General features: G+C 65.7%; 29 protein-coding genes and 1 tRNA gene. 12 read left to right on the forward strand and 18 right to left on the reverse strand.

Annotated elements, in window-relative coordinates:
* Positions 1-120: 120 nt before the first annotated feature.
* From WJU21_RS08025 to WJU21_RS08035, 3 genes are read right to left on the reverse strand one after another with little or no spacing between them, the layout of a single operon-like run.
* Entirely contained in the window at positions 121-1338 is a 1218-nt protein-coding gene (locus WJU21_RS08025; protein WP_346322886.1) for a hypothetical protein, read from the reverse strand.
* Between the two features lie 40 nt (positions 1339-1378).
* On the reverse strand, positions 1379-2692 hold the full coding sequence (locus tag WJU21_RS08030) for an OmpA family protein (RefSeq protein ID WP_346322887.1): 1314 nt from the start codon (positions 2690-2692) through the stop codon (positions 1379-1381).
* Positions 2693-2751: 59 nt separating this feature from the next.
* Positions 2752-3438, reverse strand: a complete 687-nt coding sequence (locus WJU21_RS08035) for a hypothetical protein (protein ID WP_346322888.1) — start codon at positions 3436-3438, stop codon at positions 2752-2754.
* A 345-nt stretch (positions 3439-3783) separates the two neighbouring features.
* Here WJU21_RS08035 and WJU21_RS08040 point away from each other — a divergent pair, with 345 nt between their 5' ends.
* The gene (locus WJU21_RS08040) at positions 3784-4341 is read left to right on the forward strand and encodes a thermonuclease family protein (protein ID WP_346322889.1); all 558 of its coding nucleotides are present in this window, start codon (positions 3784-3786) and stop codon (positions 4339-4341) included.
* On the opposite strand, the gene WJU21_RS08045 is transcribed toward WJU21_RS08040, so the two are convergent.
* From WJU21_RS08045 to WJU21_RS08070, 6 genes are all read right to left on the reverse strand, one after another.
* Positions 4338-5273 (reverse strand): 2-hydroxyacid dehydrogenase, encoded by a 936-nt coding sequence (locus WJU21_RS08045; RefSeq protein WP_346322890.1) that lies wholly within the window; start codon positions 5271-5273, stop codon positions 4338-4340. The genes WJU21_RS08040 and WJU21_RS08045 overlap by 4 nt on opposite strands.
* Positions 5270-5944 (reverse strand): carboxymuconolactone decarboxylase family protein, encoded by a 675-nt coding sequence (locus tag WJU21_RS08050; RefSeq protein WP_346322891.1) that lies wholly within the window; start codon positions 5942-5944, stop codon positions 5270-5272. The genes WJU21_RS08045 and WJU21_RS08050 overlap by 4 nt, the downstream gene beginning before the upstream one ends.
* Before the next feature lie 82 nt (positions 5945-6026).
* Positions 6027-6626, reverse strand: a complete 600-nt coding sequence (locus tag WJU21_RS08055) for a VOC family protein (RefSeq protein WP_346322892.1) — start codon at positions 6624-6626, stop codon at positions 6027-6029.
* A 71-nt stretch (positions 6627-6697) separates the two neighbouring features.
* Complete coding sequence (locus WJU21_RS08060; RefSeq protein ID WP_346322893.1) at positions 6698-7444, reverse strand: helix-turn-helix domain-containing protein; 747 nt, start codon at positions 7442-7444, stop codon at positions 6698-6700.
* A gap of 10 nt (positions 7445-7454) precedes the next feature.
* The gene (locus WJU21_RS08065; RefSeq protein WP_346322894.1) at positions 7455-7760 is read right to left on the reverse strand and encodes an SCP2 sterol-binding domain-containing protein; all 306 of its coding nucleotides are present in this window, start codon (positions 7758-7760) and stop codon (positions 7455-7457) included.
* A gap of 71 nt (positions 7761-7831) precedes the next feature.
* On the reverse strand, positions 7832-8626 hold the full coding sequence (locus WJU21_RS08070) for an enoyl-CoA hydratase-related protein (RefSeq protein WP_346322895.1): 795 nt from the start codon (positions 8624-8626) through the stop codon (positions 7832-7834).
* Positions 8627-8728: 102 nt separating this feature from the next.
* On the opposite strand from WJU21_RS08070, the gene WJU21_RS08075 reads away from it, so the two are divergent.
* Positions 8729-10114: an aromatic ring-hydroxylating dioxygenase subunit alpha gene (locus WJU21_RS08075; protein ID WP_346322896.1), complete on the forward strand. Its 1386-nt coding sequence runs from the start codon at positions 8729-8731 to the stop codon at positions 10112-10114.
* Positions 10115-10123: 9 nt separating this feature from the next.
* Here the strand turns inward: WJU21_RS08075 and WJU21_RS08080 are convergent, their stop codons facing one another.
* Positions 10124-11038 (reverse strand): LysR family transcriptional regulator, encoded by a 915-nt coding sequence (locus WJU21_RS08080; RefSeq protein ID WP_346322897.1) that lies wholly within the window; start codon positions 11036-11038, stop codon positions 10124-10126.
* 120 nt (positions 11039-11158) lie between these two features.
* Here WJU21_RS08080 and WJU21_RS08085 point away from each other — a divergent pair, with 120 nt between their 5' ends.
* The 5 genes from WJU21_RS08085 to WJU21_RS08105 all read left to right on the forward strand — a co-directional run bounded on the left by WJU21_RS08085 (position 11159) and on the right by WJU21_RS08105 (position 14848).
* Entirely contained in the window at positions 11159-11704 is a 546-nt protein-coding gene (locus tag WJU21_RS08085; protein ID WP_346322898.1) for a carboxymuconolactone decarboxylase family protein, read from the forward strand.
* Positions 11705-11768: 64 nt separating this feature from the next.
* The gene (locus WJU21_RS08090) at positions 11769-12398 is read left to right on the forward strand and encodes a pyridoxamine 5'-phosphate oxidase family protein (protein ID WP_346322899.1); all 630 of its coding nucleotides are present in this window, start codon (positions 11769-11771) and stop codon (positions 12396-12398) included.
* Positions 12399-12400: 2 nt separating this feature from the next.
* A complete protein-coding gene (locus WJU21_RS08095) occupies positions 12401-12874 on the forward strand; it encodes a nuclear transport factor 2 family protein (RefSeq protein ID WP_346322900.1) in 474 nt (157 codons plus the stop codon).
* A gap of 338 nt (positions 12875-13212) precedes the next feature.
* Positions 13213-14607, forward strand: a complete 1395-nt coding sequence (locus tag WJU21_RS08100) for an aromatic ring-hydroxylating dioxygenase subunit alpha (protein WP_346322901.1) — start codon at positions 13213-13215, stop codon at positions 14605-14607.
* A gap of 52 nt (positions 14608-14659) precedes the next feature.
* Positions 14660-14848: a transposase gene (locus WJU21_RS08105; RefSeq protein ID WP_346322902.1), complete on the forward strand. Its 189-nt coding sequence runs from the start codon at positions 14660-14662 to the stop codon at positions 14846-14848.
* A gap of 25 nt (positions 14849-14873) precedes the next feature.
* Here the strand turns inward: WJU21_RS08105 and WJU21_RS08110 are convergent, their stop codons facing one another.
* Positions 14874-15533, reverse strand: coding sequence for a TetR family transcriptional regulator (locus tag WJU21_RS08110; RefSeq protein WP_346322903.1), 660 nt, complete (start codon positions 15531-15533; stop codon positions 14874-14876).
* 65 nt (positions 15534-15598) lie between these two features.
* On the opposite strand from WJU21_RS08110, the gene WJU21_RS08115 reads away from it, so the two are divergent.
* Both WJU21_RS08115 and WJU21_RS08120 read left to right on the forward strand, forming a co-directional pair.
* Positions 15599-16981 carry an aromatic ring-hydroxylating dioxygenase subunit alpha gene (locus WJU21_RS08115; RefSeq protein WP_346322904.1) on the forward strand — a complete coding sequence of 461 codons (1383 nt, stop codon included), beginning with the start codon at positions 15599-15601 and terminating at the stop codon, positions 16979-16981.
* Between the two features lie 277 nt (positions 16982-17258).
* A complete protein-coding gene (locus WJU21_RS08120; protein ID WP_346322905.1) occupies positions 17259-18554 on the forward strand; it encodes an MFS transporter in 1296 nt (431 codons plus the stop codon).
* Here the strand turns inward: WJU21_RS08120 and WJU21_RS08125 are convergent, their stop codons facing one another.
* Positions 18555-19028 (reverse strand): hypothetical protein, encoded by a 474-nt coding sequence (locus WJU21_RS08125; RefSeq protein ID WP_346322906.1) that lies wholly within the window; start codon positions 19026-19028, stop codon positions 18555-18557.
* Between the two features lie 146 nt (positions 19029-19174).
* Here WJU21_RS08125 and WJU21_RS08130 point away from each other — a divergent pair, with 146 nt between their 5' ends.
* On the forward strand, positions 19175-20977 hold the full coding sequence (locus tag WJU21_RS08130; RefSeq protein ID WP_346322907.1) for a tetratricopeptide repeat protein: 1803 nt from the start codon (positions 19175-19177) through the stop codon (positions 20975-20977).
* Here WJU21_RS08130 and WJU21_RS08135 read toward each other — a convergent pair.
* Both WJU21_RS08135 and WJU21_RS08140 read right to left on the reverse strand, forming a co-directional pair.
* A complete protein-coding gene (locus tag WJU21_RS08135; protein ID WP_346322908.1) occupies positions 20964-21773 on the reverse strand; it encodes a DUF72 domain-containing protein in 810 nt (269 codons plus the stop codon). The two genes, WJU21_RS08130 and WJU21_RS08135, sit on opposite strands and share 14 nt — an antisense overlap.
* 74 nt (positions 21774-21847) lie before the next feature.
* On the reverse strand, positions 21848-22081 hold the full coding sequence (locus WJU21_RS08140; protein ID WP_346322909.1) for a 4-oxalocrotonate tautomerase family protein: 234 nt from the start codon (positions 22079-22081) through the stop codon (positions 21848-21850).
* Between the two features lie 170 nt (positions 22082-22251).
* On the opposite strand from WJU21_RS08140, the gene WJU21_RS08145 reads away from it, so the two are divergent.
* Positions 22252-22734, forward strand: a complete 483-nt coding sequence (locus WJU21_RS08145) for an Lrp/AsnC family transcriptional regulator (protein WP_346322910.1) — start codon at positions 22252-22254, stop codon at positions 22732-22734.
* A 47-nt stretch (positions 22735-22781) separates the two neighbouring features.
* Here WJU21_RS08145 and WJU21_RS08150 read toward each other — a convergent pair.
* Positions 22782-22867 (reverse strand) — tRNA-Leu (locus WJU21_RS08150).
* A gap of 115 nt (positions 22868-22982) precedes the next feature.
* Here WJU21_RS08150 and WJU21_RS08155 point away from each other — a divergent pair.
* The gene (locus WJU21_RS08155) at positions 22983-23420 is read left to right on the forward strand and encodes a DUF805 domain-containing protein (RefSeq protein WP_346322911.1); all 438 of its coding nucleotides are present in this window, start codon (positions 22983-22985) and stop codon (positions 23418-23420) included.
* A 27-nt stretch (positions 23421-23447) separates the two neighbouring features.
* Here WJU21_RS08155 and alkB read toward each other — a convergent pair whose 3' ends face one another.
* From alkB to WJU21_RS08170, 3 genes are all read right to left on the reverse strand, one after another.
* The gene (gene alkB / locus WJU21_RS08160) at positions 23448-24110 is read right to left on the reverse strand and encodes a DNA oxidative demethylase AlkB (protein WP_346322912.1); all 663 of its coding nucleotides are present in this window, start codon (positions 24108-24110) and stop codon (positions 23448-23450) included.
* Positions 24107-25147 (reverse strand): bifunctional DNA-binding transcriptional regulator/O6-methylguanine-DNA methyltransferase Ada, encoded by a 1041-nt coding sequence (gene ada, locus WJU21_RS08165; protein WP_346322913.1) that lies wholly within the window; start codon positions 25145-25147, stop codon positions 24107-24109. The genes alkB and ada overlap by 4 nt, the downstream gene beginning before the upstream one ends.
* Positions 25148-25251: 104 nt before the next feature.
* Positions 25252-26064: an aldo/keto reductase gene (locus WJU21_RS08170; RefSeq protein ID WP_346322914.1), complete on the reverse strand. Its 813-nt coding sequence runs from the start codon at positions 26062-26064 to the stop codon at positions 25252-25254.
* Positions 26065-26082: the final 18 nt, after the last annotated feature.

A 26082-nucleotide genomic window follows, 5' to 3' on the forward strand; every position in this document is an offset into this window, starting at 1 on the left:
GGCTAAAGGGTACAAGACAGGGGGGCAACGGCCAAGAAAAATGACATCAATTTGGCGAAAAATATCGAGAAGAAGCAATGAGATACCACTGCCGCTCTCGGGTTCCCGGCAGGATCTGGATCAGAACGCCGGCATACCCGGCGCGAGCGGAACATGGCCATAGGTCTGGCCCGGCACGAAGAATATGCCGTTGTGATGCACCACGAGAGCCAGCGGATCGTGCATCACCGAAACATAGTTGCGGCCGCAGCAATCATGCAGATGACGGATGAGCCAGTCGCGGCGGTCATACACGGACCGGTCCGACAGCGACAACTGGATATCGCCGGGCAGATCCCAGTTGCCGATGGCATAGGCGCTGCGCGCAGCCGGGGACAGGTCGGCAGGGTCCTGCGCGCTCTGCAGCGGCTCGACATTGATGGCCTGGAACGAGTTCACGGTCTCGAACGAATTGATCGGGCCGAACGGGCGGAACCGGCCGCGCGGATAGACCACGAACTCACCGCCATCCGGCCGCTCGCCCCTGGCGAATTGCGATACGTGGACGACGCTGACCTTGTCTCCCAGGTCGACCCCCACCAGATCGCCCTTCGCCAGGGTGATCATGTAGGCCTTGTCCTCGGCCGGCCGGTCGGGCGCCGCATCCTGACTGTAGATCGGCCCGCCGTCGTAATTCTCGGCGGGCGGCATGTCCTGCAACGGGCCTTCACCCGGCATCGGGCCTGTCGCCAGCTTGGGCGCGGCACCGATTTCCGGCAATTGTCGCTCGAACAGGGTGCCTTTGGAACGGCTGCGCGCCAGTGGCGCCATGGATATGCCGTCGGCCAGTTCGGCCCCCATCAGCGCGCCTTCGGGTCCGACGATCGAGCGGGCATGGGCGCGGCTGGTGCGTTTCATGAACAATATCCGCGCGCTGGCGCCACCCTGGTCGGGTGCAGCGGCGGCGTGCTTGTCCAAGGCGTTCTCGACGGAACTGAGGTCGCTGCCCGCCTGGATTGCGTCTGGTCGATTGCGAATCGGCGCGTCTGGCGTTGCAGCCGCCTCGGACATGGGCGCAGTCGCGCCATCGATCCAGCGGCGGAAGGACGGCGAAACATGCTCGGCCCACTCGACGCCCGGCGCCGGGAGACCGGTGACACCCGGTGGCGGCGGCGTCATGGCTGGTGGCGGCGTGCGGCTGTCACCGATGTCGCCGGTTTCGCCCAGCGGCATGCCGTCCCCGGTAACCGGGTCGGCAGGTATCTCGGTGTTAAGGGGTTGGGCGTCCACAGCGGCAGCGAGAACCCCCGCCAGTACCGCCGCGATCACTCCCGAGCCGCCCCACCATGCCTTCACCATTGCCCCCCATGGCCTGCCTACGCCCGCTGCATCAGCCGCTTCACTTCAGCAGGGCGGTATCTTCCAGAATCTGGATCACCACGCGGCGGTTCAGCGGTTCGGCGGCATTGTCCCCGGTCTTCACGGCCGGCTGGCTTTCGCCATACCAGACCAGCGAGATACGGTTCTTCGGAATGCCTTCCTTGACCAGCGCCTCCTGGACCACCACGGCGCGGCGCCGCGACAGGTCAAGGTTGTAGAGTTCCCCGCCCTGGGTATCCGCATGGCCCTCAAGCAGCAGGTTGGCTGCCTGACCGGCCCTTGCGGCGGCGGCGGCATCGGCGATGGTCTTCGCGGCCTCCGGCGTCAACTGGGCGCTGGCGGTGGCGAAATATACGGTGAACGTGCTGGCCTTGGGCGGAACCGGGGCTTCCGGCGGCGGCGGCGGCTCTTCCGGCGCGACGGCCACCGGCACGCCAGCCACTGACGGACAGGAATTCACGCCCTCAAAATTGACCAGCGGCTTTTCGTCAACGCCGGTGACGGCGCCGACCAGCTCGAGCACGCCCAGTTCGAGGACGGTGCGAACGCCCAGCTGCAGCGGCTCCTGGCTCTTCAGGCCGGCATTGACGTCGACCAGGGTGTTCTTGAAGAAATTGAAGACGTTGGCGCCCACTTCGTAGCCGGTAATCTGCTTCTGCAGGCTGACGGTCTTCAGCACTTCCAGCGACGAGGTGTCGACGATGCGCAGGTCAGCCGCGACGTTCACGGTGAACACGCGGCCCTTGCCGCCGAACCCGTCGACGTTCACTTCCAGGCCACCGGACTGCACGTTGTAATTGAGCTCGGTGATGCCGCCCACGATGAAGTAGTCGGATTCGATGACCGTGCCGCCGTAATACGGCTTCCACGGAACCTTCTGCGAACTGCCGGTCTTGCCGCGAACCTCGTGCACGGACCCGTCGCCGAGATAGCGCCGGTCGAGATAGCGCAACTCAAGCTCGGTAACCTGCGTGTCGAAACGTTCCTGCATCCGCACCGCGTCGCCCAGCTTGCCGAGCGCCGACATCACCATGAGCGAGCCGCCCTGGGTGATCGGGTTGCCACCTTCCGATTCACTGAATTTGCCGGTGTAGTCCTTCACCGTGCCGACGGCGACGCGGATCTTGTTGCGGCCATTTTCACGGATTTTCTGAGCCATGCACTGGAATGTGCCTTCCAGCGGCGTGGTGTTGTCGGTAACCGGCGGGCCCTGCACAGTGGGCGCCTCATCAGGGTTACGTTTGTAGTGATCGACCGACGCCATGCACCCGGTCAGCGAAATGATCGCTGCGTAGGTGACGATATTCCTGCACAAAGTAAAGCCGGTAGTCACGTTATTCCCCCTCTTGCCCTTGCCCATTGGCCGGCGACGCCTGCCCGCGGACCAGATGTTCAGTTCAACGGCGCTGCGGCCGATTCACTGAACCCGCATGCTTCGCTGTTATCGACAGATGCGGTCTGCGGGCTATCCATGTTGCTCATATCAGAATTCAGCGCGACGTCCGAATGCCCCCCTGAGGAATTCATGCCGTCGACGCTGCCGGATACGCTGGAATTGTCCACACCTGCGGTCTGCGGACTGTCGGTATTGCCCTGCGACGTATTGCTGAGCTGGCCAGCCTGCCCCACTGCGGACGATTGCCCGGAAGAGCTGCTGTTGGCCGAGCTGTCCGCCCCGTTTCCGGGCGACGAGCCGTTGGTCGCCGTGCTGCTGCTGTTGCCGGTTGCATTGGCGCCGATGCTGCCAGGCATATCGACCACCGGCGAGGACGCATTGCTGGTCACGCCGTTCGAGCCGGTGTTGCCAATCGCCGACGCGGTCAGGTTGCAGTTGATCTGATCGCCCGCGATGTTCGTGCTGTACGTGTTGTTGATGTTGGTGTCGAAACCATCGTAGTAGCCGCCCTTCTTCTTCTCGCGAAGGTCGGCGATCGACGCCTTGGCAATCTTGTCATTCGGTGTATCGAACTGCCACGGCCGGTTCTCGAGGAACCCGTTGCCGAAGGCCGCGGATGCGCCCAAGACGACAGTGACCACCGAACATACGGCGGCCGTCATCAACTTGTTGGCATTCGTCATAGTCACCCCCTCCGAAACCCCCAGCGGCTTACAGCGTCATTAGGCATATCATCGTGCACCACGAGCGGCAATGGAATTTTTCGTGTCAACGCGCCGCCGCGATCACCTAAGGGGAGATTATCACTACGCTTTTTGTAATGCCAGCCTGTTCGGGCAGACTCCGGCAACCGGAAACAAGCATATGCAGTGATGGTTACGGAACCAGAATATATTGCGGCGCCGCCGCGCCGCTCGCGCCGCGCCTCGCGCACAGAACGCCCCGGCATGCATGATCATCGCAATTTTACCGACGTTGTTTTATTGATGGACGGAATACACATGCTTCTCAACGGTTTGGGATCTCGGATGGTTCTACAGACATTTACCCGCGGAAGGCTGGCCGTGCTGGGCCTGGTGCTGTGTATCGGCACCGCGCATGCCGACCAGACCGGCACCGCCGATGTCATCGACGGCGAAACCCTCGAGATGCAAGGGCAGGTTGTGAAGCTGTTCGGCATCGACGCCCTGGAACCCGAGCAGATCTGCCTGAACGGCAACCGGCCGTGGCCCTGCGGCGAGGAATCCGCCCGGTCGCTGTCGTCGCTGATTGGCGGACAGCCGGTCCGGTGCCAGACGATTCGCAATGTGGGCGGCTATATTCTCGCCACCTGCGACCTCAACGGGGAAGACCTCGGCGCATGGATGGTGGCAAGCGGCTGGGCCTTTGCCGACCGCTCGGTCAACAACGACTACGCGCCCTATGAGGATACCGCCCAGAGCGCCAGGCAGGGCGTTTGGACCGGCGACTACATCGCTCCGTGGGACTGGCGCGAGGGCAAACGCCTCAAGCTGCCGGAAACGCCGCAAACCGAGGAGCAGGATGACGGCCTGCCTGATTTCGGCCCGCTCAACATGGCGCCCTAGACAACCCGATTGAGCAGGGTCCCGCCATCTCGCAGCAGGCGGCTATTCTCGATCGCCACATGAATGCTTCGCGCCAGGGTCTCGGGTGTCAGCCACGCCACATGCGGCGACACGATCACATTATCGAGAGCAAACAATGGATTGTCCGCCGGCGCCGGTTCCCCGGCGAAGACGTCGAGGCCGGCGGCCCCGACTCGCCCCGAGCGGAGCGCGTCGATCAGCGCCGGCTCGTCGACAAGACCGCCCCGCGCGGTATTGACCAGCACGGCGCCCGGCTTCATCACGCCGAGACTGTCCGCGTTGATCAGCCGCCTGGTCTCGTCTGTCAGCGGAACATGCAGCGACACCACGTCGGCGCGGGCGAGCAGGTCGGCAAGCGGCTGCCAGCCTTCATGCCTTCGCGTGCGCGAGGTGTGAATGACATGGGCGCCCAGCGCCCGCAGCACCGGCGCCAGCCGCTGGGGAATCGCGCCAAATCCGATCAACCCGATCGTGCGCCCGCCAAGCTCGCCCACCCGGTCGAAGACGTCGGCGCTCATGCGCCAACCCTGACCGTCACGCGTCCTTCGATCGAATGGAACCGCCTGCCGAAGCGCCGCCAGCATCAGCATGAGGGTGGCCTCGGCCACCGCCTGGCTATTGCTGCCGGGCATGTTGCAGACGGCGGCGCCACAGGCGCGCGCGGCATCGAGATCGATGGTGTTGACGCCCACGCCGATCTTCTGGATCAGCCGCAGCCGCGGCGCCGCCCGGATCACGGCCGCGGTCACCGGCTCCAATACGTGCAGCAATATGTCGGCATCCGCCATCTCGTGGGCGAAGGCAGGGCGGTCATCCTCGTCGACGATGGCGAGCGACAGCCAGTCCGGCCGCGCCGCCTCGAGCTGGCTGCGGAATCCGGTGCTGGCGCGGTATTGCAGGACAGCCTTCAAGCCGGCTTCGACCAGGCGCGGCCGGCCCAGTTTTCAGTATCGCGGTTGGCCTGCACGCCAGGGCCGTCGGGCATGGGCACTTCCTCGATGCGCTCGGGCACGTCGTCATATTCCAGCCGCAGCGCCCGGCACATGGTGGCATGCAGATTGTAACCGCAGACGTGATAGGTCAGCTCCAGGATGTCCTCATCGCTCATCAGCGCCTTGAGCGCATCGAACACGCCGTCCGGTGTCCGGCCCCCGTCGTAGACCAGGCAGTCCGTATAGGCGAGCACCGCGCGTTCCAGCGGCGTCCAGACATCCGCAACGGCCCAATGCGGGATGGCCGCGATCTTGGCGTCGGACACACCGTTCTTCCGGCCGGCCTTGCAATGCTGAGAGAACACGAACTGGCTGCCGGCGGCGAATCCGGCGCGCAGAATGCCGATTTCGCGAATCGCCGGATCCAGCTTGCTGATCGAACTGTCGGCGAACATGCCGAACATGGCGAAGTGCGCGGTTGCGTGGCTGAAAATCGCCGGCTGGAGCGCGAAGACGGTCCACCAGTTGCCGGGCGTTCCCGTCGCCGTGCCCGGCTCGGCAACCGGGTCGCGGCCCGGAAACAGCGCATCGTAATATTTCAGCACCTCGGACGCGGCTTCGGCGCGTGGCACCTGGCGAAGTCTGGGCATGGTCATCTCCCCTGTCGTGCGGTCGACACACGATAGGATGAGCAGCCTGCCAAGGGAACCGGGCCGCGGTGCCTGGCCGGCATTACTGCGCCGGTTCCTTCACCTTCGGCTTCATCGCCATGTAGCGGGCCTTGTCCGTGTCGGTCGCCGGTTCGTGGCGGACGTCGCCCGGCGCTCCCATGGCGCGGGTCCAGGCGGCGAATTCAAGCATCATGCCGTCCGGGTCGAGGAAGTAGATGGACCGCACAAAGGTGGACGGCGTCAGCTCCATGCTGGCCTGGGTCTCGGATTCGTCGTGGTTGACCACCGGCGTCACCTCGATGCCCGCCGCTTCCAGCTTTCTCTGGTATTCATCGATTCTTTCGGCGGGAACGTTGAACGCCAGATGGTTCATGGAGGCATGCGCCGAGGTCATCGAGCCCCTGCCGATCAGGTTGGCCGGATGGGTCACGCCCGGCACGGAGTCGGGCGCATCGGGAAACCAGAAGAACGCCAGCGCGTCGCCGTTGCCGATGTCGAAGAAAAAGTGCTGGCCGGAGCCATAGGGCAGATCGAGGGTCTTGATCAACGGCATGCCCAGCACGCCTGAATAGAACTCGACCGTGCGCTTCATGTCCCGGCACACCAGCGCCAGGTGATTGATGCCCATGATCTCGAACTTCTCGTTCTTCGGCACGGCCATTCCCGGTCTCCCGCCCGTTTCAAAACCCGAGCATCGTATAATTTTTCGCGGCGATTGGAAACGGAGGCTGCCTAGTCGCCCATCGCCTCCGCAAGTTCCTCAAGCGCGTCCGCGTTCTCGATGACCACATGGGCGGCGCCGTCGAGACTGATCACGCCGTCGTTTCTCAGCTTGGTGAAGGTTCGGCTGACCGTCTCGATGGTCAGGCCCAGATAATCGGCGATGTCCGAGCGGCTCATGGCCAGGTCGATGCGATCCTCCGACCCGCCGCAACGGCTGCCGTCCCGGTGCAGCCGCCACAGGAACGAGGCCAGCTTTTCGGCAGGCGACTTGCGCCCCAGCAACAGCATCTGCTCCTGCGCCTCGCTGAGTTCGTCGGCGGCAATGTCGAGCAGCCTTGTCTTCAGGTTGGGAAATTCGTCGAGCAGCGCCAGCAGCTTGCCGCGCGGGAAGCGGCAGACGCCGACCTTGCCGATGGCCTCGGCCGAACAGGTATAGGCGCCGTGGCTCGACAGGCCCAGCATGTCGCCGGGAAACACGAAGCCGACCACCTGCCGCCGGCCGTTGGGAAGGAGCTTGACCAGGCGGATCGCGCCTTGGGTGAGGTTGAAGATAAAGCGGGGTTCGTCGCCCTGCTCGAATATGGTCTGGCCGTCCTCGAAGCTGGTGGAAACGGTGATCGCCTCCAACTGCTGGAGTTCCCAGTCATCGAGCGCGGCGCAGGCCGCCACGGTGCGCACCCCGCAGCGCGCGCACAGGCCGCCGCGCGGCACAAGGCGCAGTGGGGTCAGCCGCTCTCCGGGGAACTCCAACGCCATCGCCCCGGTCCTATTGCGACGTATAGGTGCCGAACGCCATGGCGCCCATCAGATCGCCTTCGACCTGCAATTCGCCGGTCATGAAGGCCTGCTGGCCCTGCAGCTCGCCGCTGCGCAGCCGGCCGAAATTCTCGAGCGTGATGACCAGTGTGGTGTCGGCCTCGCCGTCTTCGTTCGAAACCGAGTTTGGCGCAGACTTAGCGTCGATGAATACCACGCCATCGTTTCCGAAGTTGAGCTTCAGGGTACGGCCAATGCCGCTGTCCTTGCCGTCGAACAGGCTTTTCATCGCCTGTGTTGCCTCGTCCAGTGTCACTTGAGCCTCCCGCTCTATTTATGCCCTCTCAATATGTCTCTCAAAGTGGTTACAGCCAAGCGATACCGCACTTACGAGCCGGTGAACCTGGCCTTGCGTTTCTCGACGAAGGAGTGGACCGCCTCGGCGTGGTCGTCGGCGACCTGCGTCATCAACTCGTAGGCCATACCCGCATCGAACACGCCATGGGCCAGCTGCTTCAGGGCGATATTGGCCGATACCTTGGTCCAGCGAATCGCCTTGGTGGCGCCGTTCACCAGCTTGTCCGCCAGCGTGTCGACCGCCGCGTCCAGCCCGTCCGCGGGCACGGCACGGTTGATCAGGCCCATGCTGACCGCGTCCGCGGCCTCGATCAGATCGCCGGTCATCAGATAGTATTTGGCGCGGACATAGCCGATCAGCTGGGGCCAAAGCACCGCGCCGCCGTCGCCCGCCACCAGGCCGGCCCGCACATGCGGGTCACCGATCCGGGCGGTGTCGGCGGCGATCACCATGTCGCAGCACAGCGCCAGCGTGGCGCCCAGGCCGATCGCGTCGCCGTTCATGCGGCAGATCACCGGCTTTTCGCATTCCAGCAGGTTGAACACCACGCGCTTGGCCTCGTAGCTCGACAGCTTGCCCACGCTGCGGTCTTTCAGCCCCTCGAGCAGCCAGGGGAAATCGCCGCCCGCCGAGAATGCGCGTCCCGCGCCGGTCAGCACCACAACATCGACCTCGTCGTCATACATCACGTCGTCCCAGATGTGGGACAGCTCGTAATGCAGCCGCGCATTCACCGCGTTGAGCACGTCGGGCCGGTTCAGCGTGACCCGCAGCACCTTGTCCCGGCGCTCGATCAGCAGGTGTTGATAGGACGAGTAATCCATCTTTCTCCCCTTTTCCGCGCCCCTGACTTCGCGACATGAGTCGCGCACCCCGCATTGTTGGCGTAAAACCTGCGGAAGTCATCGACGCTAAGGGGAAACGCGATGAATGTGGAGACGCCCAAGACATTGCAGCCCGGCGAAGCGCGCTGTCCCGGCCCGAGCGCCCAGGACATCATCACCGCCGACGGTCAGGATGTCCCCGCGGTGCTGCGCGAGCAGTCCTATCGCTTTCTCGGCGATGCCGACGTTCCCACCGAGCGCTATACCAGCCGCGTCTTCCACGACCTGGAAGTGGCCAGGATGTGGACCAGGGTCTGGCAATTCGCCTGCCGCGAGGAGGAAATTTCCGAGCCGGGCGATTATGTGGAATACAGCATCGCCGATTACTCGTTCCTGGTGGTGCGCACCGACTCGGGCGCCATCAGGGCATACGTCAATTCCTGCCTGCACAGGGGAACCCAGCTTCGCCCTTCCGACTCGGCGGGGACGGCGGCGCAGTTCCGCTGCCCGTTCCACGGCTGGACCTGGAATCTGGACGGATCATTGAAGGAAATCCCCTGCCGCTGGGACTTCCCCAAGGTCACCGACGAGGGATTCAGATTGCCCGAGGTGAAGGTCGGCACCTGGGGCGGTTTCGTGTTCATCAATCCGGACGAGAACTGCCAGCCCTTCGAGGATTATCTGGGCGTGCTGCCCGAGCAGATGAAGATCTGGCCGCTGGAAGACCGCGCCATCGTCGCCAACGTCCGCAAGGTGATCCGCTGCAACTGGAAGGTGACCCAGGAAGCCTTCATGGAATCCTACCACGTGCTGGCGACGCATCCGCAGGCGCTGGCCTATCTGGGCGACGCCAATTCCCAGTACGACATCTGGGGCGACCACGTCAGCCGCCAGCTCAACACCCAGGCCGTCGCCAGCCCGCATCTGGGCGAGGTCAGCCAGCAGGTGATCGCCGACGCCATGCTGATGGATCTGGGCCACGCCGGCGAGGGCAACATGCTGAAGGTGCCCGACGGCATGACCGCGCGGCAGGTGATCGCGAAAGGCGTGCAGGAGTCGATCGGGCCGGCGCTGGGCACCGACCTGTCGCATCTGAGCATCAGCGAGACGCTCGACACCATCGAGTACTTCCTGTTCCCCAATTTCCACCCCTGGGCGAACATCACGGTGCCGCTGGTCTATCGTTTCCGGCCCAACGGCAACGATCCGGACAGCTCGATCATGGACGTCCTGATCATGCGGCCCTGCCCGAAGGACGGCCCGCGTCCCGACCCGGCGCCGCTGCACATCCTGGGCGATGACGAGATGTTCTCGGACGCGCCGGAGCTGGGCGGACTTGGCCCCGTATTCGACCAGGACACGTCCAATCTGGAGCGGCTGCAGATCGGCTTGAAGGCGGCGCGCAAGCCGGGCATCACCCTCGGCAATTACCAGGAAGCGCGGGTGCGGCACATCCACCAGACGCTGGACAAATATCTGGCCGGGTAACGCCTTTCCCTACCGCAGCATGATCTCGGCGGCCCGCTCGCGGATGCGGGGCGCCGCAAAGTCGAGAAAGGCCCGCAGCTTCAGCGGCGCCATGCCCTGTCCCGCGTGGACCAGGTGGATCGGCATCGGGGCCGGCTCGAATTCGCTGAGGACGACAGCCAGCGCGCCGGAGGCGACGGGCGCTGCCGCCTGATACGACAGGACGCGCGTGACGCCCAGGCCCGCGACGGCCGCGTCGATGGCGGCTTCAGCCGTGTTGACCGACAGCCGGGGAATGACGGGAACCTGCGCGGCACCGCCTGATCGAGGACCGCCGAAAATCCATGAGGACGCCGGTGCGAGCCCATCGAAGCTGATGCACGACAGCGCCGACAGGTCTGCCGGCGTGGCGGGCGCGCCATGGCTGGCGAAGTAGTCCGGACTGCCGCAGACGACCAGCCGCACCGCGCCGACGCGGGCCGCGACCAGTCCGCTGTCGGGCAGCGCGCCGATCCGCACGGCGAGATCGATATGATCGTCGATCAGGTGGGCATTCCGGTCGGACAGCGACAGGCGAATATTGATGTCCGGATAGGCGGCGAGAAAGGCCGTCACCACCGGCAGCACATGCAGCCGGCCGAACACGACCGGCGCGGTGACGACAAGGTCTCCCCGGGGCGCGCTGTATTCGCCCGAGGCGACCCTCTCGGCATCTCCCACCTGTTCCAGAATACGCCGGCACGCGGCCAGATAGGCCTGGCCCGTATCGGTCAAGGTGAGCTTCCGGGTCGAACGGATCAGGAGGCGCGCATTGAGGTGCGTTTCGAGCTCCGCCACCTTGCGGCTGACCGTCGGCAACGACGTGCCGAGCCGGCGCGCCGCTGCCGAGAAACTGCCGGTCTCGACGGCAGCGACGAGGATGGACATGGCCTCTAATCGATCCACACGATCATTCCATTTTTCGAGAAGGTGATTATACAAAAGTCTATATTATTGGAATTACCGAAACTGGATAGGGTTCTCCTGCCGCGCCGGAACCGGCGCAAATCCACAAGGAGAAAACCCATGTCCCGCATCGCCATTCCATCCCGTGAAAATGCCCCCGACGCCGCCCAGCCCATCCTGGACGCCATCGAAAAGCAGCTTGGCACCCTGCCGAACCTGTACCGCCTCGCCGCTTCGAGCCCGGCCGTCCTTGCCGGCCTGACCGGTCTTGGCGGCGCGCTGTCAAAGGCCCTGGACGTCAAGACCCGCGAGCGGATCGCGCTGGCGGTGGCGCAGGTGAACGGCTGCGATTATTGCCTGTCGGCCCACACCTATATCGGCCGCAACATGGCCCGCCTGAGCGACGAGGAAATCGCCCTGAACCGCCAGGGCAGGTCCAGCGACCCCAAAGCCGATGCGGCCGTCCGCTTCGCCGCCAGCGTGGCCGAGACCCGGGGCCGCGTGTCCGACGTCGACCTGTCGGCCGTGAAACTGGCCGGGTTCGGCGACGCGCAGATCATCGAGATCGTGGCGATCGTGGCCGAGAACATGTTCACGAACCTGATCAACAATGTCGCCCGTACCGACATCGACTTCCCGGTCGTCCAGGCCGCGCAAGCAGCCTGATCGGCATACGGATACGGACCGGCAGCACCTGCCGGTCCGCCTGCCGCATAAGGAGAGCACGATCATGGCCTACGGATTTCTGGACATCGCGGCGACGCCGAGTGTCCGCGAGGCACAGGCGGCCAATGGCAGCGCGGCGCTCTGGTCCGGCACGAAGGCACACCGCGCATTCGATCGCTTCACCGGGGTGGAGGAACAGTTCATCGCCGCCCGTGACAGCTTCTACATGGCCAGTGTCTCGGAAACCGGCTGGCCCTATGTCCAGCACCGCGGCGGGCCAAAAGGCTTTCTGCGCGTGCTCGACGACAAGACGCTCGCATTCGCGGATTTTCGCGGCAACCGGCAATATATCAGCCTGGGCAATCTGACCGCGAACGACCGGGCCGCCCTGATTCTGATGGATTACCCGAACCGCCGCCGGCTCAAGATCTACGCCAGGGCAGAGCAGCGCGGTATGGCCGCCGATCCGGCGCTGGCACAAGCGCTGGACCTGGGCAGTTACAAGGCGAAGCCCGAACGCGCCTTCCTGCTCCATCTGGAGGCCTTCGACTGGAACTGCCCGCAGCACATCACGCCGCGTTTCACCGAGGCGGAACTGGAGGCGGCGCTGGCGCCTGTCCGCGACCGCATGGAACAACTGGAATCGGAAAACGCCGCCCTTACCCGGGAACTGGCGGCCTTGAAGGGAGCATGACCATGCAGGACGACCAACGCCCGCCGCTGCCGCCTTTCACCGCCGAGAGCGCCGCCCTGAAGGTGCGCCTTGCCGAGGATGGCTGGAACAGCCGCGATCCGTCCCGCGTGGCACTGGCCTATACGCCGGACAGCCGGTGGCGCAACCGGGCCGAATTCGTCGAGGGGCGCGCGGCGATAGAGGCATTCCTCACTCGCAAATGGACGCGGGAGATGGAGTACCGCCTGATCAAGGAATTGTGGGCCTTCACGGGCAACCGCATCGCCGTACGATTCGCCTATGAGTGGCGCGACGACAGCGGCCAATGGTACCGCAGCTATGGCAATGAAAACTGGGAGTTCGACGACCGCGGGCTGATGCAGTGGCGCATCGCCAGCATCAACGATGCGCCCATCGCCGCCGCAGCCCGCAGGTTCCACTGGCCTCAGGGCCGGCGTCCCGACGACCACCCGGGGTTGAGCGCGCTTGGATTCTGATTCTACCGGCCTTCCCGGGCAAGGTTTCGGTCGCCACGGTCCTCTTCTGGCGGTATAGTAAAAAGTCATTAACGCTTAATAATTGCTGCGCGCGTGCACACTGCGACGGTTGCCGGTAACGGGCAAAGCGTCTCCGCCGCCCCGATCTTGCACCGCCTGAAAAAAGGTGGGAAATTTCAGCCGCGTTGTCGCCAGCCTGACGGGTATTCCATTTGACGGCGCAAGGTCAAATATGGAACGTGTTCGGCAAGGGCCGTAGACAACGCGCAAAATCGCCCGGCCACGGTACGACCGGCAACCCGTCTGACACGTCGCCGCCGCGAAACGAGGAGCAGAGCATGAACATCGAGAACCCAAAGAAGCTGAAGCCCGGCGAGGCGCGCTCGGAAGCGATTTCGGTGCAGGAGTTGCTCGATCGCGAAAAGCTCGCCGTGCCGCCGGTGCTGCGCAAGAACTTCAACGTCCATATGGGCTCGGACCGGCTGCCGACATCGCGCTGGACCGACCCGGCCTTCGCCCGGCTCGAAATGGACAAGATGTGGACCAAGGTCTGGCAGTTCGCCTGCCGCGAGGAGCACATCCCGGAAGTGGGCGACTTTACCACCTACGAGATCGGCGAGTGGTCGTTCCTCGTCATCCGCATCGAGGCCGAGACCATCAAGGCCTACTGGAACGCCTGCCTGCACCGCGGCAACCAGCTGAAGCCGGAGGGCACCCACGGCAACGCCACCGAGCTGCGCTGCACCTTCCACGGCTTCACCTGGACCCTCGACGGCACGCTGAGCGACTTCCCCTGCCGCTGGGACTTCCCGCATATCGTCGACGCCGAATATCACCTGCCGGAAGTGAAGGTCGGCACCTGGGGCGGCTTCGTGTTCATCAACATGGATGAGAACGCCGACAGCCTGGAAAGCTTCCTGGGCGACCTGGTCCCGGAGTTCGAGCGCTGGGACTTCAAGAACAAATACGTCATGAATCACATCGCCAAGCGGGTGGACATGAACTGGAAGGTGGGCATCGAGGCCTTCGCCGAGAGCTTCCACGTGGTCGCCACCCATCCGCAGATCATGCCCTCGACCGCCGACGCCAACACCCAGTACGACGTCGATCCGAAGCTGAATTACAACCGCATGATTACCGCCATGGGCGTGCAGAGCCCGCACATTCCGCCGATGGAGGAGCAGGCCATCGTCGATTCCATGACGCCGCGCGCCTATCGCATGGGCATGGCCATGGACGAGTTCAAGGTGCCCGAAGGCATGACCGCGCGCCAGTACATGGCCGAGATGCGGCGCAAGCAGGTGGGCGATGCCAAGAACCGCGACTATTCGGACGCCACCGACAGCGAGATGCTGGATGCCATCCAGTACTGGGTGTTCCCGAACTTCTTCCCGTGGGGCGGCATGGGCACCAACATCACCTACCGCTTCCGCCCCGACGGGCTGAACCCGGATTCGGCGCTGATGGAGGTGTTCATTCTCAGCGATTACGACCTGAACGGCCCGCGTCCCGACCCGGCGCCCATGCGCCTGCTGGGCGAGGACGAGGAATGGATCGTCGCCGAAGACGAGATCGGCGGCCTCGCGGCCGTATTCCAGCAGGACATGCTCAACATGCCCAAGGTGCAGAAAGGCATGAAGTCGCTGAAACGCGGCGTGACGCTGGCGAATTACCAGGAAAGCCGGCTGCGCCACCTGCACTGGAAGATCGACGAATACATCAACGCCGAGTAACGCACGGTTCAGGACCCGGCTTCGGCCGGGTCCTTCGATTCAGGAGAACAGCATGGCGGTTTCGCGCACCAGCGCCATCGACGGACGCGTCTACACCAGGCAGGAGGACGGCACCGTCGCCGTCCAAGATCCGGCCACCGGCAAGACCGGCCGGTTCAAGGGCAACGGCCGCTGGCTCGACGGCGAGATGAAGGACGCCGACCCGCACATGATCGACTTCGTCGCGCTGCTGAAGGAATAGATCGGGCAAGGCCGCGCCGCTTGGGTTATCGCGGCGCCTTGGCCAATGCCATGAACCCCGCCGTGAAGAACGGAACGAAGCGGTCGAGCAGGGTGTCGAAATCCGACGAATCCATCTTGCCGTCGGACAGCCGCTCGATCGCGCCGGTCTCGGCCAGCGCGTAGACGATGGCGCCGTGCATGAAATAGACGGCGTGGAACAGGTTCTTCTCATCCGCCTCGGGCAGCGCCTCGCGGAAGGCGGCGATGAAGGCGCGGGTCATGGGCTCGAAGGTCTTTTCGTAGGGCGCCAGGAACACCTCGCTCTGGCGGGCCAGTGCCCGGTGCGCCAGCAGGTGCATGTAGTTCCGCCATTCCGGGCCGCGGCCCATTTTCTCGAACATCGGCGCACAGAAGGCGCGGATCAGCGCGGCGACGCCGGGCGGGCCGTCCGACTCGGCCCGCAGCTTGTCCAACGCCGCCATGTGGTCGGCGGCGTGCCCGGCGCCGCGGCGCTCGATCACCTCGCGGAACAGCGCGTCCTTCGGCCCGAAATAGTAATGCACCAGCGCCAGATCGACACCGGCCAGCGCGACGATTTCGCGAATGGAGACGCCATGATAGCCGCGCTCGGCGAACAGCTCTTCGGCCGCGTCGAGGATCTTCCCGCGCGTCGCCGCCGCATCCCGCCTGCGCACCGTGGACATCGACACTTGCCTGACTGCCGCTTCATGATTAGACAAACGTCTAATTGATCACGGGGACGAACGCAATGAACGAGCGCATCAGGAAGTTCAACAAGGCGGACGCGCCGGCATTCGAGAGCTACCAGGACATCATCGCCCGCGACAGCACGCCGGTGGCGGACCTGCTGGCGCTGAAATCCAACCCGCCGCAGCCCACCGACGACATTCCGCTGGACCAGTTCACCTCGCAGGCGTTCTTCGACCTGGAGATGGAGCGCATGTGGCCGCGGGTGTGGCAGTTCGTCTGCCGCGAGGAGCATGTGCCCGAGGTCGGCGACTATTGGGTGCACGACATCGGCGACTGGTCGATCGTCGTCATCCGCACCGAGGACGGCATTCGCGGCTACTACAATTCCTGCCTGCACCGCGGCACCAAGCTGAAGCCGTCGGGCACCAGTGGCTGGACAGGCGAGTTGCAGTGCCCGTTCCATGGCTGGACCTGGACCCTGGACGGCACGCTGAACGAAGTGCCCTGCGCCTGGGAGTTCAAGCACCTGGACTACGCAGCCAACCGGCTGCCGCAGGTGAAGGTCGAGGTGTGGAACAGCTTCGTGTTCATCAACATGGACGAGAACGCCCGGCCGCTGCTCGAGTATCTGGAAGTGCTACCCGAGCACTTCGCCAGGCGCGACCTGAGCAACTGGTACACCTTCATCCATTTCCGCAAGGAGCTCGCCTGCAACTGGAAGGTCGTGCTGGAGGCGTTCATGGAGGCCTATCACACGCCGGTGGTGCATCCGGAGCTGACCACCGTGGTCGGCGACTGGAACCTGCAGCACGACGTGTTCGGCGACCATGTCAGCCGCGACCTGTCGGCCATGGGCGTCACCAGCCCGACCGCCGAGAAGCGCACCGAGCAGGAGCTGCTCGACAACATGTTCCTGGGCGACCCCAGCACCGCCAAGGGCGGCAACCGGATGATGGTGCCGGAGGGCGAGACGGCGCGCATCGTGCTCGCGAAGACCATGCGCAAGAATTACGCGGACAAGTACGGCATGGACCTGTCGGATCTGTCCGACGCCGAGATCATCGACTCGCTGAAATACAACCTGTTCCCCAACGTGATGGTGAACGCGGGCGTCGCCGCTGCGTCGATCACCGTGTTCTGGCCGGTGGCAAACGACCCGAACCGGTCGGTGATGGAATCCTTCCGCCTGCGCCCGTTCCGCCCCGAGGACGGCCGCCCCGACCCCGCCGAGCCGGTAACCATCCGCGAGGACGAGAGCTTCGCCAAGGTGCCCGGTCTCGACCCGTTCGTCGCCAAGGTCTATGACCAGGACACCAGCATCATGCGCTGGCAGCAGGAAGGCATGCGGACCAGCAAGAAGGGCAAGGCGACCCTGTCGAGCTACCAGGAGTCACGCATCCGCCGGGTGCATGAGACGCTGCTGACCTATCTGGACGCGTGAGTCCACGGCTGACCTGCTGGCCAGCTATTTCACCCTTGCGGGCGATCATCCGCTGTCGCGATCGGCGCCCGGCGCTCCTGTTTCATCGACACCCGCCCCGCCTTCGGCATCATGACCGAGCTGCTGGAAGACACGCCCGACCTGCAGGATCTGTTCGGCTGCATCGCCGTCGCATCGGTGGGCTGGAAAGGCACCGATCCGTACCGCGACCGGACACGCTGGTAATCCTTCATCCCGTCGGTCTAAGGTTCCTCACCCAGGATCAGGAGCCCGCCGCTTGAACACCCCAGACCGGACGGCCATGTCGCCCGAAACCGCCGGACGCTGGACCATCGTGGCGCTGCTGCTGGCGGTGCAGATCTTCGCCAATATCGACCGCCAGATCCTCAACGTGGTGGTCGAGCCGGTGAAGGCCGAGTTCGGGTTGTCCGACAAGGTGATGGGGCTGCTGACCGGCGCCGCGTTCTCGGTATTCTATGCCGTGCTGGGCGTGCCGCTCGCCCTGCTGGCCGACCGGTCCAACCGGCGCAACCTGATCGCCGCCGCCATCGCGGTGTGGAGCGCCATGACCGTGTTCTGCGGCATGGCGGCAACCGCCCTTCAGCTCGTGCTTGCGCGCATCGGCGTGGCGGTGGGCGAGGCGGGCGCGGGACCGGCGTCGCAGAGCATCGTCTCGGACCTGTTTGCGCCCAGCGAACGCGCGACACCCATGGCGCTGCTGGCCGTGGGTCCCAATCTCGGCATCATGTTCGGCTTTATCGCCGGCAGCATCCTCGCCGAGATGTTCGGCTGGCGCATGGCGTTCATTGCTGTCGGCGTGCCCGGCCTGCTGATGGCCGTGATCCTCGTCACCTCGATGCGCGAGCCGCGCCGGGGCATGATCGACAAGGTCGAGGACCGCGCCGGGGACCGGCCCGGCTTCGGCACACTGCTGCGGACCATCGCCGCGCGGCCGGCCCTGTTGTGGATCATTGCCGGCTTCTCCTGCGCCGGCATGTTCGGCTATGGCGCCATCGCCTGGGCGACGGCATTCTTCCACCGCAGCTACGGGCTGAGCCCGGGCGAGATCGGGCCGATCATCGGCATCCTGGTCGGCGTGGGCGGCGCCATCGGCACCTTTGCCGGCGGCTGGCTGGCCGACCGCACCGGCAAGCGCGACGTGCGCTGGCGGCTGTGGATCATCTGCATCTCGGCCAGCATCGCCGCGCCGCTGGCGGCCGCCGCGTTCCTGGCGCAGAACCAGTGGCTGACCCTGGCACTGATGACGTTTCCCGCCTCCGTCGCCATCTTCCATGCCGGCCCCAGCTTTGCGCTGGTGCAGGAACTGGTGCCGCTGCGGCTGCGGGCGCTGGCGGCGGCATTCCTGCTGTTCTGCCTCAATGTGATCGGCGGCGGCGTGGGCCCGTTCGTCGTCGGCCTGCTGAGCGATCTGCTGCAGCCGTCGCTGGGCCTCGAATCCCTGCGCTACGCCATGCTGGCGCTGACCGTGCCGATCCTGCTCAGCGTGTTGTTCTACTACCTGGCGGCGCGCCGCCTGCCGCGCGACCTGGCGGCGGCGCACGCGGCAAGCTGATCAGATCTGCTGCACCGTGCTGGGACGGGCCGAGGGATCGCTGAACACCGGAGACCGGATGTTGAGCGCGTTCAGCTTCAGGTCGCCGCCACTGCTGCGCAGCACCATGCGGATGACCGCCGGCCCCCTGGCAAACCTGGCATTCACCTCCACCGTGACGAACGTGCCCTTTCCGGTGGAGCTCGTGTAGCCGGTCATGGTGGGCGCCTGGAAGCTGGCCAGATCGCCCAGCTTGGAGAACACCACGAACATCCGCTGCTGGTCGGCGCTGCCGATCCTGCCATTGAACTCGTCGGTGCCGAACGGCTTCAGCGCGTCCGCCCGCCACTCGGAAATGACCGGCACCACCTCCGTGCAGAACGTCTCGACCGACTGCTTGGACGGCCCGATCACGCCGCAGCCGGCGAGCCACGCCGCCAGCGCCAGCACACCGGCGAGCCATGCCCGCTGGAACGGAGAAGGGGCTGGCGGCATCGGCGGTCCTCGGCGGTGGATAATGACCCAGTTTCCCTTGGTCGCGGAGCGGTGGCAACAGCGATGCACCGCATGCTTCGTTCCGGGGCCACTTTGCGGTAAACTGGAACCACCGTGGACTGCGTTCGACCATCATGGAGGGGACCATGAACCGCATTCTTACCGGCGGTCTGACCGCAGCGGCCATCGTCATCGGCGCATTGATCCTTGCGCCCGGCAGCGGCCAGCAAGAAACCGCGCCCCATGCCGCCGACGCGGCGCGGCTGCTCGACCCGACCCAGCTTCGCGCCGGACTGTGCGGCGGCGCGCGGGAGGCGGACAACCGCCTGTCCCGACTCGTCGCCCTGTTCGGCATTCCCGCCGCCATTGCCGCGTCGCAATCCACCGAGGCACCGCCGCTCTACGACAACCTCGGCAGCTATGCCATGGCCGTGACCACGACCTCGCCGCAGGCCCAGGCCTATTTCAACCAGGGCCTGCGCCTGATGTTCGGTTTCAACCACGCCGAGGCGATCCGCGCCTTCAAGGCGGCGCAGCGGCTCGATCCCGACTGCGCCATGTGCTTCTGGGGCGAATCGCTGTCGCTGGGCGCCAATATCAACGTGCCCATGGATCCCGATGCAGCGCCGCCCGCCTGGGAGGCGCTGCAGCGGACCGTGGCGGCGGTCAATGACGAAACCGATGTGGAACGGGCGCTGATCGAGGCGCTCAGGTCACGCTACTCCATCGATCAGAAAGCCGAGCGCGCCCCCTTCGACATCGCCTATGCCGACGCCATGAAGGCTGTCCACGAGCGCTTCCCGGACCACCAGGATGTCGCCGTCCTTTATGCCGAGGCGGCCATGGACACCCAGCCCTGGGACTATTGGGAAGCCGACCGGGTGACGCCCAAGGGGCGGATCGGTCCGGCGATCGCTGCCATCGAGACGGTGCTGGCCGCCAACCCGGACCATCCCGGCGCGATCCATCTCTACATCCACCTCACCGAGGCATCGGGTGATCCGTGGAAGGCAGAGGCACCGGCCGGGCGGCTGGCGGCGCTGATGCCGGGACAGGGGCACCTGGTGCACATGCCGTCGCATACCTATTACCGCGTGGGCCGGTTCCGGGACTCGCTGGCCAGCAACATCACCGCCACGGCAGCGGACGAGGCGTTCATTCGCGCCGCGAATGCGGGCGCGGGGCTCTATGCCAACGCCTATTATCCCCACAACGTCCACTTCCTGCTGACTTCGGCGCTGATGGCCGGCGACCGGACGAACGCCCTGGCGGCGGCGGAGAAACTGTCGCGGATCATCAATCCCGAAATGGCGCTGGCGGTCGCGGGTCTGCTGCAGCCGATGATGGCATCGCCCTATATGGTGCAGGCGCGGTTCGCCTCGCCCGGGGAAGTGCTCGCCCTGGAGCGTCCCGACGCACAATTTCCGTACGTGGTCGCCCAGTGGCATTACGCCCGCGGCGTCGCCCTCGCACTGAAAGGCGACCCGGCCGGCGCCGAGGCCGAGGCCAAGGCCATCGCCGGCATCCGCGCCAGCGCCGACATGACGGCGCTGGTCAACGCCAATGTACCCGTGGCCGACATTCTCCAGGTTGCAGAACGGGTCGTGGCTGCGCGCGCCGCGCAGGCGCGGGGCGACTACGCCGCCAGCGCCGTCCAATTGCGCGCGGCCATCGCCATCGAGGACACCATTCCCTATACGGAGCCGCCCTACTGGTATTATCCGCTCCGGCAGACCCTGGGCGCCGTCCTGCTGCAGGCGGGCGAGACCGGCAAGGCGGTGCAGGCGTTCCGCGAGGCGCTGATCCGCAGCCCCAACAACGGCTGGGCGCTGTATGGCCTGAAGGAAGCCTATGCGCAGGCCGGCGATCCGTTCGCCGCTTCCGCGACGCGGGAGCTCTACCGCAAGGCCTGGGCCGGCGGGGCAGACCCGGCGATCAACCGGATCTGAGCCGTTCGATCAACGCCATGGCCGCCGCCGGATTGCGCACCTTGTCGCCGCTGATGACGTAGAGGAAGACGTCGCGCGGCGTCGCGGCCGCGGGAGTGCCGATGACGGCGAGGTCTTCGGGCACGCTGCCCTGCGCGAATGTCTTCGCACGCGCCGCCCAAACATCGAGCGCCTCGGGCGTATAGCCGTGGGGAAGATTTTCCTGCGTCCCCATGATGCGGATATAGACGAAATCCGTGGTCGGATCAGCAATCTGCGGGTAATCCGAATCGCCGGCGGTGATAGCCGCGACCTTGTAGCTACGGGCGAGATCGACGAATGCCGGCACGCGGAAGCTGTCGTGCCGCACTTCGACGGCATGGCGAATCCTGCGCCCGTTCAATTCATGGGGCAGCAGGCCCAGGAACGCCTCGAAATCGTCCGGATCGAACGTCTTGCTGGCGGCGAACTGCCAGTTGATGGGGCCGAGCTTGTCCTTGAACTCCAGCACACCGCTGGCTAGGAACCGCTCGACCGATTCTCCCGCCCCGGCCAGTACGCGGCGGTTGGTGGCGAATCGCGGGCCCTTGAGCGCGAACATGAAGTCCTCGGGCGTCTCGTCGTGCCACTTGGCAAAAGTCTCCGGTTTCTGCGAGCCGTAGAACGTGCCGTTGACCTCGATGGAGGTGAGTCGGCGGCTGGCATATTCCAGCTCGCGCCGCTGCACCAGACCTTCGGGGTAGAATTCGCCGCGCCACGGCTCGAACGTCCAGCCGCCGATACCGACGCGGATCGCGGGTTTTACAGCTCTGCTCATGGTCACCTCCGGCCCCGAAGCGCGAAGGCTACACCGGCTGGCCGAGACTGCAAAACCCGCGCCGCCTCGCGCCGTCAGGCGGCCCGGCTTGCGCCGGCGGCCTGCATGGCCTTTACGTCTGCGGCGGCCAGTGTCTTGCCGCCAATTCCCCAGTCGCCGCTCTTCACTTCCTCGAAGATGACGAACGTGTAGGGGCGCAGCGCCTCGCCTTCCACCGCGACCATGGCCTCGGTGACGCGCTCGATCACGTCGCGCTTCTGTTCCGGGGAAAACACGCCTTCGATTCCCTTGATGGTGACCAATGGCATCTCTCTCACTCCTTCTGGTTGGGCGGAGGCGCCGCCCTGCGCGTCGCCGTGAGTGGGGACGACGAGCGGAAACCTAGCGCCGGAAGCCCGCGCATGTCCTTGCGTTCTTTGGGGAAAAGCCCGACAGTATTGGCGTTCTCTGCCAATTTTTACCTGATTAAACGTGTCTTATGCCAAAACTGACTCTCGACGCCATCGACCGGCGCATCCTGCGCGAGCTGCAGGAAGACGCCCGGCTGACCAATGTGGAACTGGCCGACCGCATCGGCCTGTCGCCCTCGCCCTGCCTGCGCCGGGTGCGGATTCTGGAGGAGGCGGGGATCATCGCCGGCTACCGCGCGACGTTGTCGCGCAAGAACGCCGGGCTGGGCCTGACCGTGTTCGTCGGCGTGAAGGTGGAGCGCCACCACGACGAGGAAGCGACGGCGTTCCAGCGGGCGGTGGCGGACGTGCCCGAGGTGATCGCCTGCTACCTGGTGTCGGGCGAGCACGATTTCCTGCTGGAGGTGGTGGTGCCGGACCTGGAAGGCTACGAGCAGTTCCTGATGGGCCGCCTGCTCAGGCTTCCCGGCGTGATCGACGTGCGCTCCAACTTCGCCATCCGCACGGTAAAGTCGCCGGCATCGCTGCCGCTCGATCACCTGCCGGTATGAGTCATATCGTCCTTGGCTCGCCAAGCCGAAGCGTGCAGCGCGAAGGCTGGTGCGGGCGGTCGGACTCGAACCGACACTCTATCGCTAGAAACGGATTTTGAGTCCGCCGCGTCTACCATTCCGCCACGCCCGCGCGGAGGAAGCGCATCATAGCGAGGGCGCGCGCCGGGTCAATGTCGGCAAGCGCCGCCTGTGGACCGTGGCGCCAGGCCGGAGTACACAAAAGCGATATTGTGCGGGGGAGGACCATGAGTTTCGGTAGAATATTTGGGCTGGTCTGGCGTGGATTCCGCATGGTTGCCGTGTTTTCCGGCAGGGACACGCGGTCGCAGTTCTGGTCCTACGCCATCTTCCTCTATCTCGCGCTGACGATGGCCCAGATTGCGGTCACCGTTCCGCTGATCTACGGCGTGATGGAGCGCAGGACCGAACTGTCCGTCGGCCATCCCGAGCTACTGGCCGCCGAGCCGGACTTCAACCGATTGATCCCGTGGGGTATCGCCGCGAGCGCAGGCTTCTGCCTGTTGCTGGCGGGCGCGGTGACGCGGCGGCTGCATGATCGCGGCCTGGGGGGCGCGTGGGGACTAATGGCCCTGCCGCCGATGCTCATCGTGCTGGTGGTCATGCTCGCCCGCGCCGGCACGAAAGGTCCCAACCGCTACGGCGACGATCCTGCCGCGCCCTAGCCCTTGCCGGTATTTGTAAGGCTGTCTCTAAAGCGCCTTGCGAAAGGTGAGGTTGTACCGCAGCTGGCCGGTAAGATCGTGATGCCCCTGCTTAAGCGCATCGACGCCGTGGAAAGCGAGTCGCGACGGGCCGCCCCAGACGGCGACGTCGCCATGGTCGACCCGGAACCGGCGCGGCTTGTCCTTCCGGTCGAGACCGCCGAACAGGAAGGTGGCGGGCACGCCCAGCGATACCGAGACGATCGGGTGCGACAGGTTCCCCTCGTCCCGGTCCTGGTGCAGGGTGAGCCGGGCGCCCGGTTCGTAGCGGTTGATCAGGCAGGCCTCGGGTTCGAAGCCGGGAAAGCCCGCTTCACGCGCCGCGCGCCCGGCCAGGCCGCGGAACAGCGGCGGCATTGCGGGCCACGGCTTGCCGGTTTCAGGATCATCGGCGCCATAGCGGTAGCCGCGCCGGTCGCTGATCCAGCCGACCGCGCCGCAATTGGTCATGGCCACCGACATGCGGAATCCACCCGGCGTGACCAGGTGCCGGAAAGGCGCCTGCGCGGCGATCCGGCCGATCGCCTCAAGCAGTGCGGCTGCCTCATCAGCGGCGAAGCCGCGCAGCAGCACCGCACCGCTGGCGAGCGGCTCGGTCGACGGACCAGCCAGACCTGCCAACAAATCCCCCGATGGCAGGCCGTCACTCATTCTTCGCTTTCCCGATCCAGCAGCGCGCGCTTGCGCTCGAGCCCCCAGCGATAGCCGGCCAGGGCGCCGCCGATGCGCTGGACCCGGTGGCACGGTATAGCGACCGAGATCGGATTGGACGCGCAGGCGCTCGCCACCGCCCGCACCGCATTCGGCGTGCCGAGCGACTCGGCGATCTGGGTATAGGTGCGGGTCTCGCCCACGGGGATCGCGACCAGCGCCCGCCACACCCGCTGCTGGAAGGCGGTGCCGCGGATGTCGAGCGGCAGGCCGAGGCCAAGCCGGGGATCGTCCACACAAGCGACCACCTGCGCCACCCACAGGTCGAAATCCGCACCGCCCGGCACCAGCGCCGCCTTGCGGAACTGGCTGCGCAACTCGTCCAGCACCGCCGCGCGGTCGTCGCCCAGCATGATGGCGCAGACGCCCCGGCTTGTGGCCGCGACCAGCACGCCGCCCAGCGAGCTTTCGCCCCAGGCGTAGCGGATGGTCTCGCCCTGACCGCCGGCCTTGAACCGGGTGGGCGTCATGCCGAGGCTGGCATTGGCGCCGGCATAAAACCGGCCCGACGAGCCGAAGCCGGCGTCATAGAGCGCCTCGGTCACGGTGCTTGCCTCGCCCAGCGCCGCGCGCACCCGCCGGTCGCGCAGGGCCCTGGCGTATTCGCGCGGCGTGACACCGGTGCGGGCCTTGAACAGCCGGTGAAAGTGGAAGGTGCTGAGCCCCGCCGCCTCGGCCAGCGCCCTCAGGTCGGGCGCTTCCTCGGCGTCCTCAATCATCCGGCAGGCCCGTTCGACCAGCGCGGCGTTGCGGTCCGCCTGACCGGGACGGCAGCGCAGGCAGGCGCGGAATCCGGCCGACTGGGCGTCCTCCCCGGTGTCGAAGAACCGGACGTTTTCGCGTTTTGCCCGCCGTGACGGACAATCGGGCCGGCAATAGATGCCGGTGGTGACGACGGCGTAGACGAAGCCGCCGGCCGGATCGCGGTCCAGCACGGCTTGCCAGCGGGATGTGTCGGTCGAGGCGATCGGGGTCATGTCCATCATCCTGATCCTTTCCATTGAGCCGCGCGCAAACGCCGGCTTCAACCCCTATCTATGGAAGGATGCAACAGCGGACACTCCGGGGCTTGCGGTTGAACTCAGGATGCAAACGACGCCGCGATGCGGGCGCGCATGGCTTCATCGGGCAGCGGGCCGCAGCCGGCGCGGGCATTGTCCGCCATGTGAACCGCATTGGCGGTGGCGGGAATGGCGCAGGTGACGGCCGGATGGCCGAGAATAAACTTCAGCAGCAATTGCGGCCAGGTGTCGCAGCCCAGCTCGGCGGCGAAGTCCGGCACCGCGCGGCCGCGCACCCGCCGGGCCAGCCCGCCGCCGCCGAACGGCCGGTTGACGATAACCGCGATGCCCTTGTCGGCCGCCAGCGGCAGCAGCCGGCGCTCGGCGGCCCGGTCGTCCAGCGCATAGTCGAGCTGGACGAAATCCATGGCCTCGGCGCGCATGGCCGCTTCCAGCGCGTCGTGGGCGGTGGGCGTATAATGGGTCACGCCCAGATAGCGCACGCGGCCCTCATCCTTCCAGCGCCGCAAGGTTTCGAAATGGGTGCGCCAGTCGAGCAGATTGTGCACCTGCATCAGGTCGGTTTTGCCGAGCAGCGCCATGGAGCGCTCCATCTGCGCGATGCCGGCGTCGCGGCCCGAAGTCCAGACCTTGGTGGCGACAAAGGCGCGGTCCAGCGATTCCATGCGGCCGAGCAGCGCACCGGCCACCGCCTCGGCCCTGCCGTACATGGGCGAGCTATCGACCAGCGAGCCGCCAGCAGCGAACAATTCCTCGAGCACCGGCACCAGCGGCGCGCCGTCGCGCACGTCGAAGGCCTGCCAGGTGCCGCAGCCGATCACCGGCAGCAACTCGCCGGTCGATGGAATGGGCCGCCGGTGCATGGTCTGCATATCGCTCTCCCGCTCACG

Origin of the sequence: Emcibacter sp. SYSU 3D8 (genome assembly GCF_039655875.1) — a bacterium.
Taxonomy (GTDB): Bacteria; Pseudomonadota; Alphaproteobacteria; order SMXS01; family SMXS01; genus RI-34.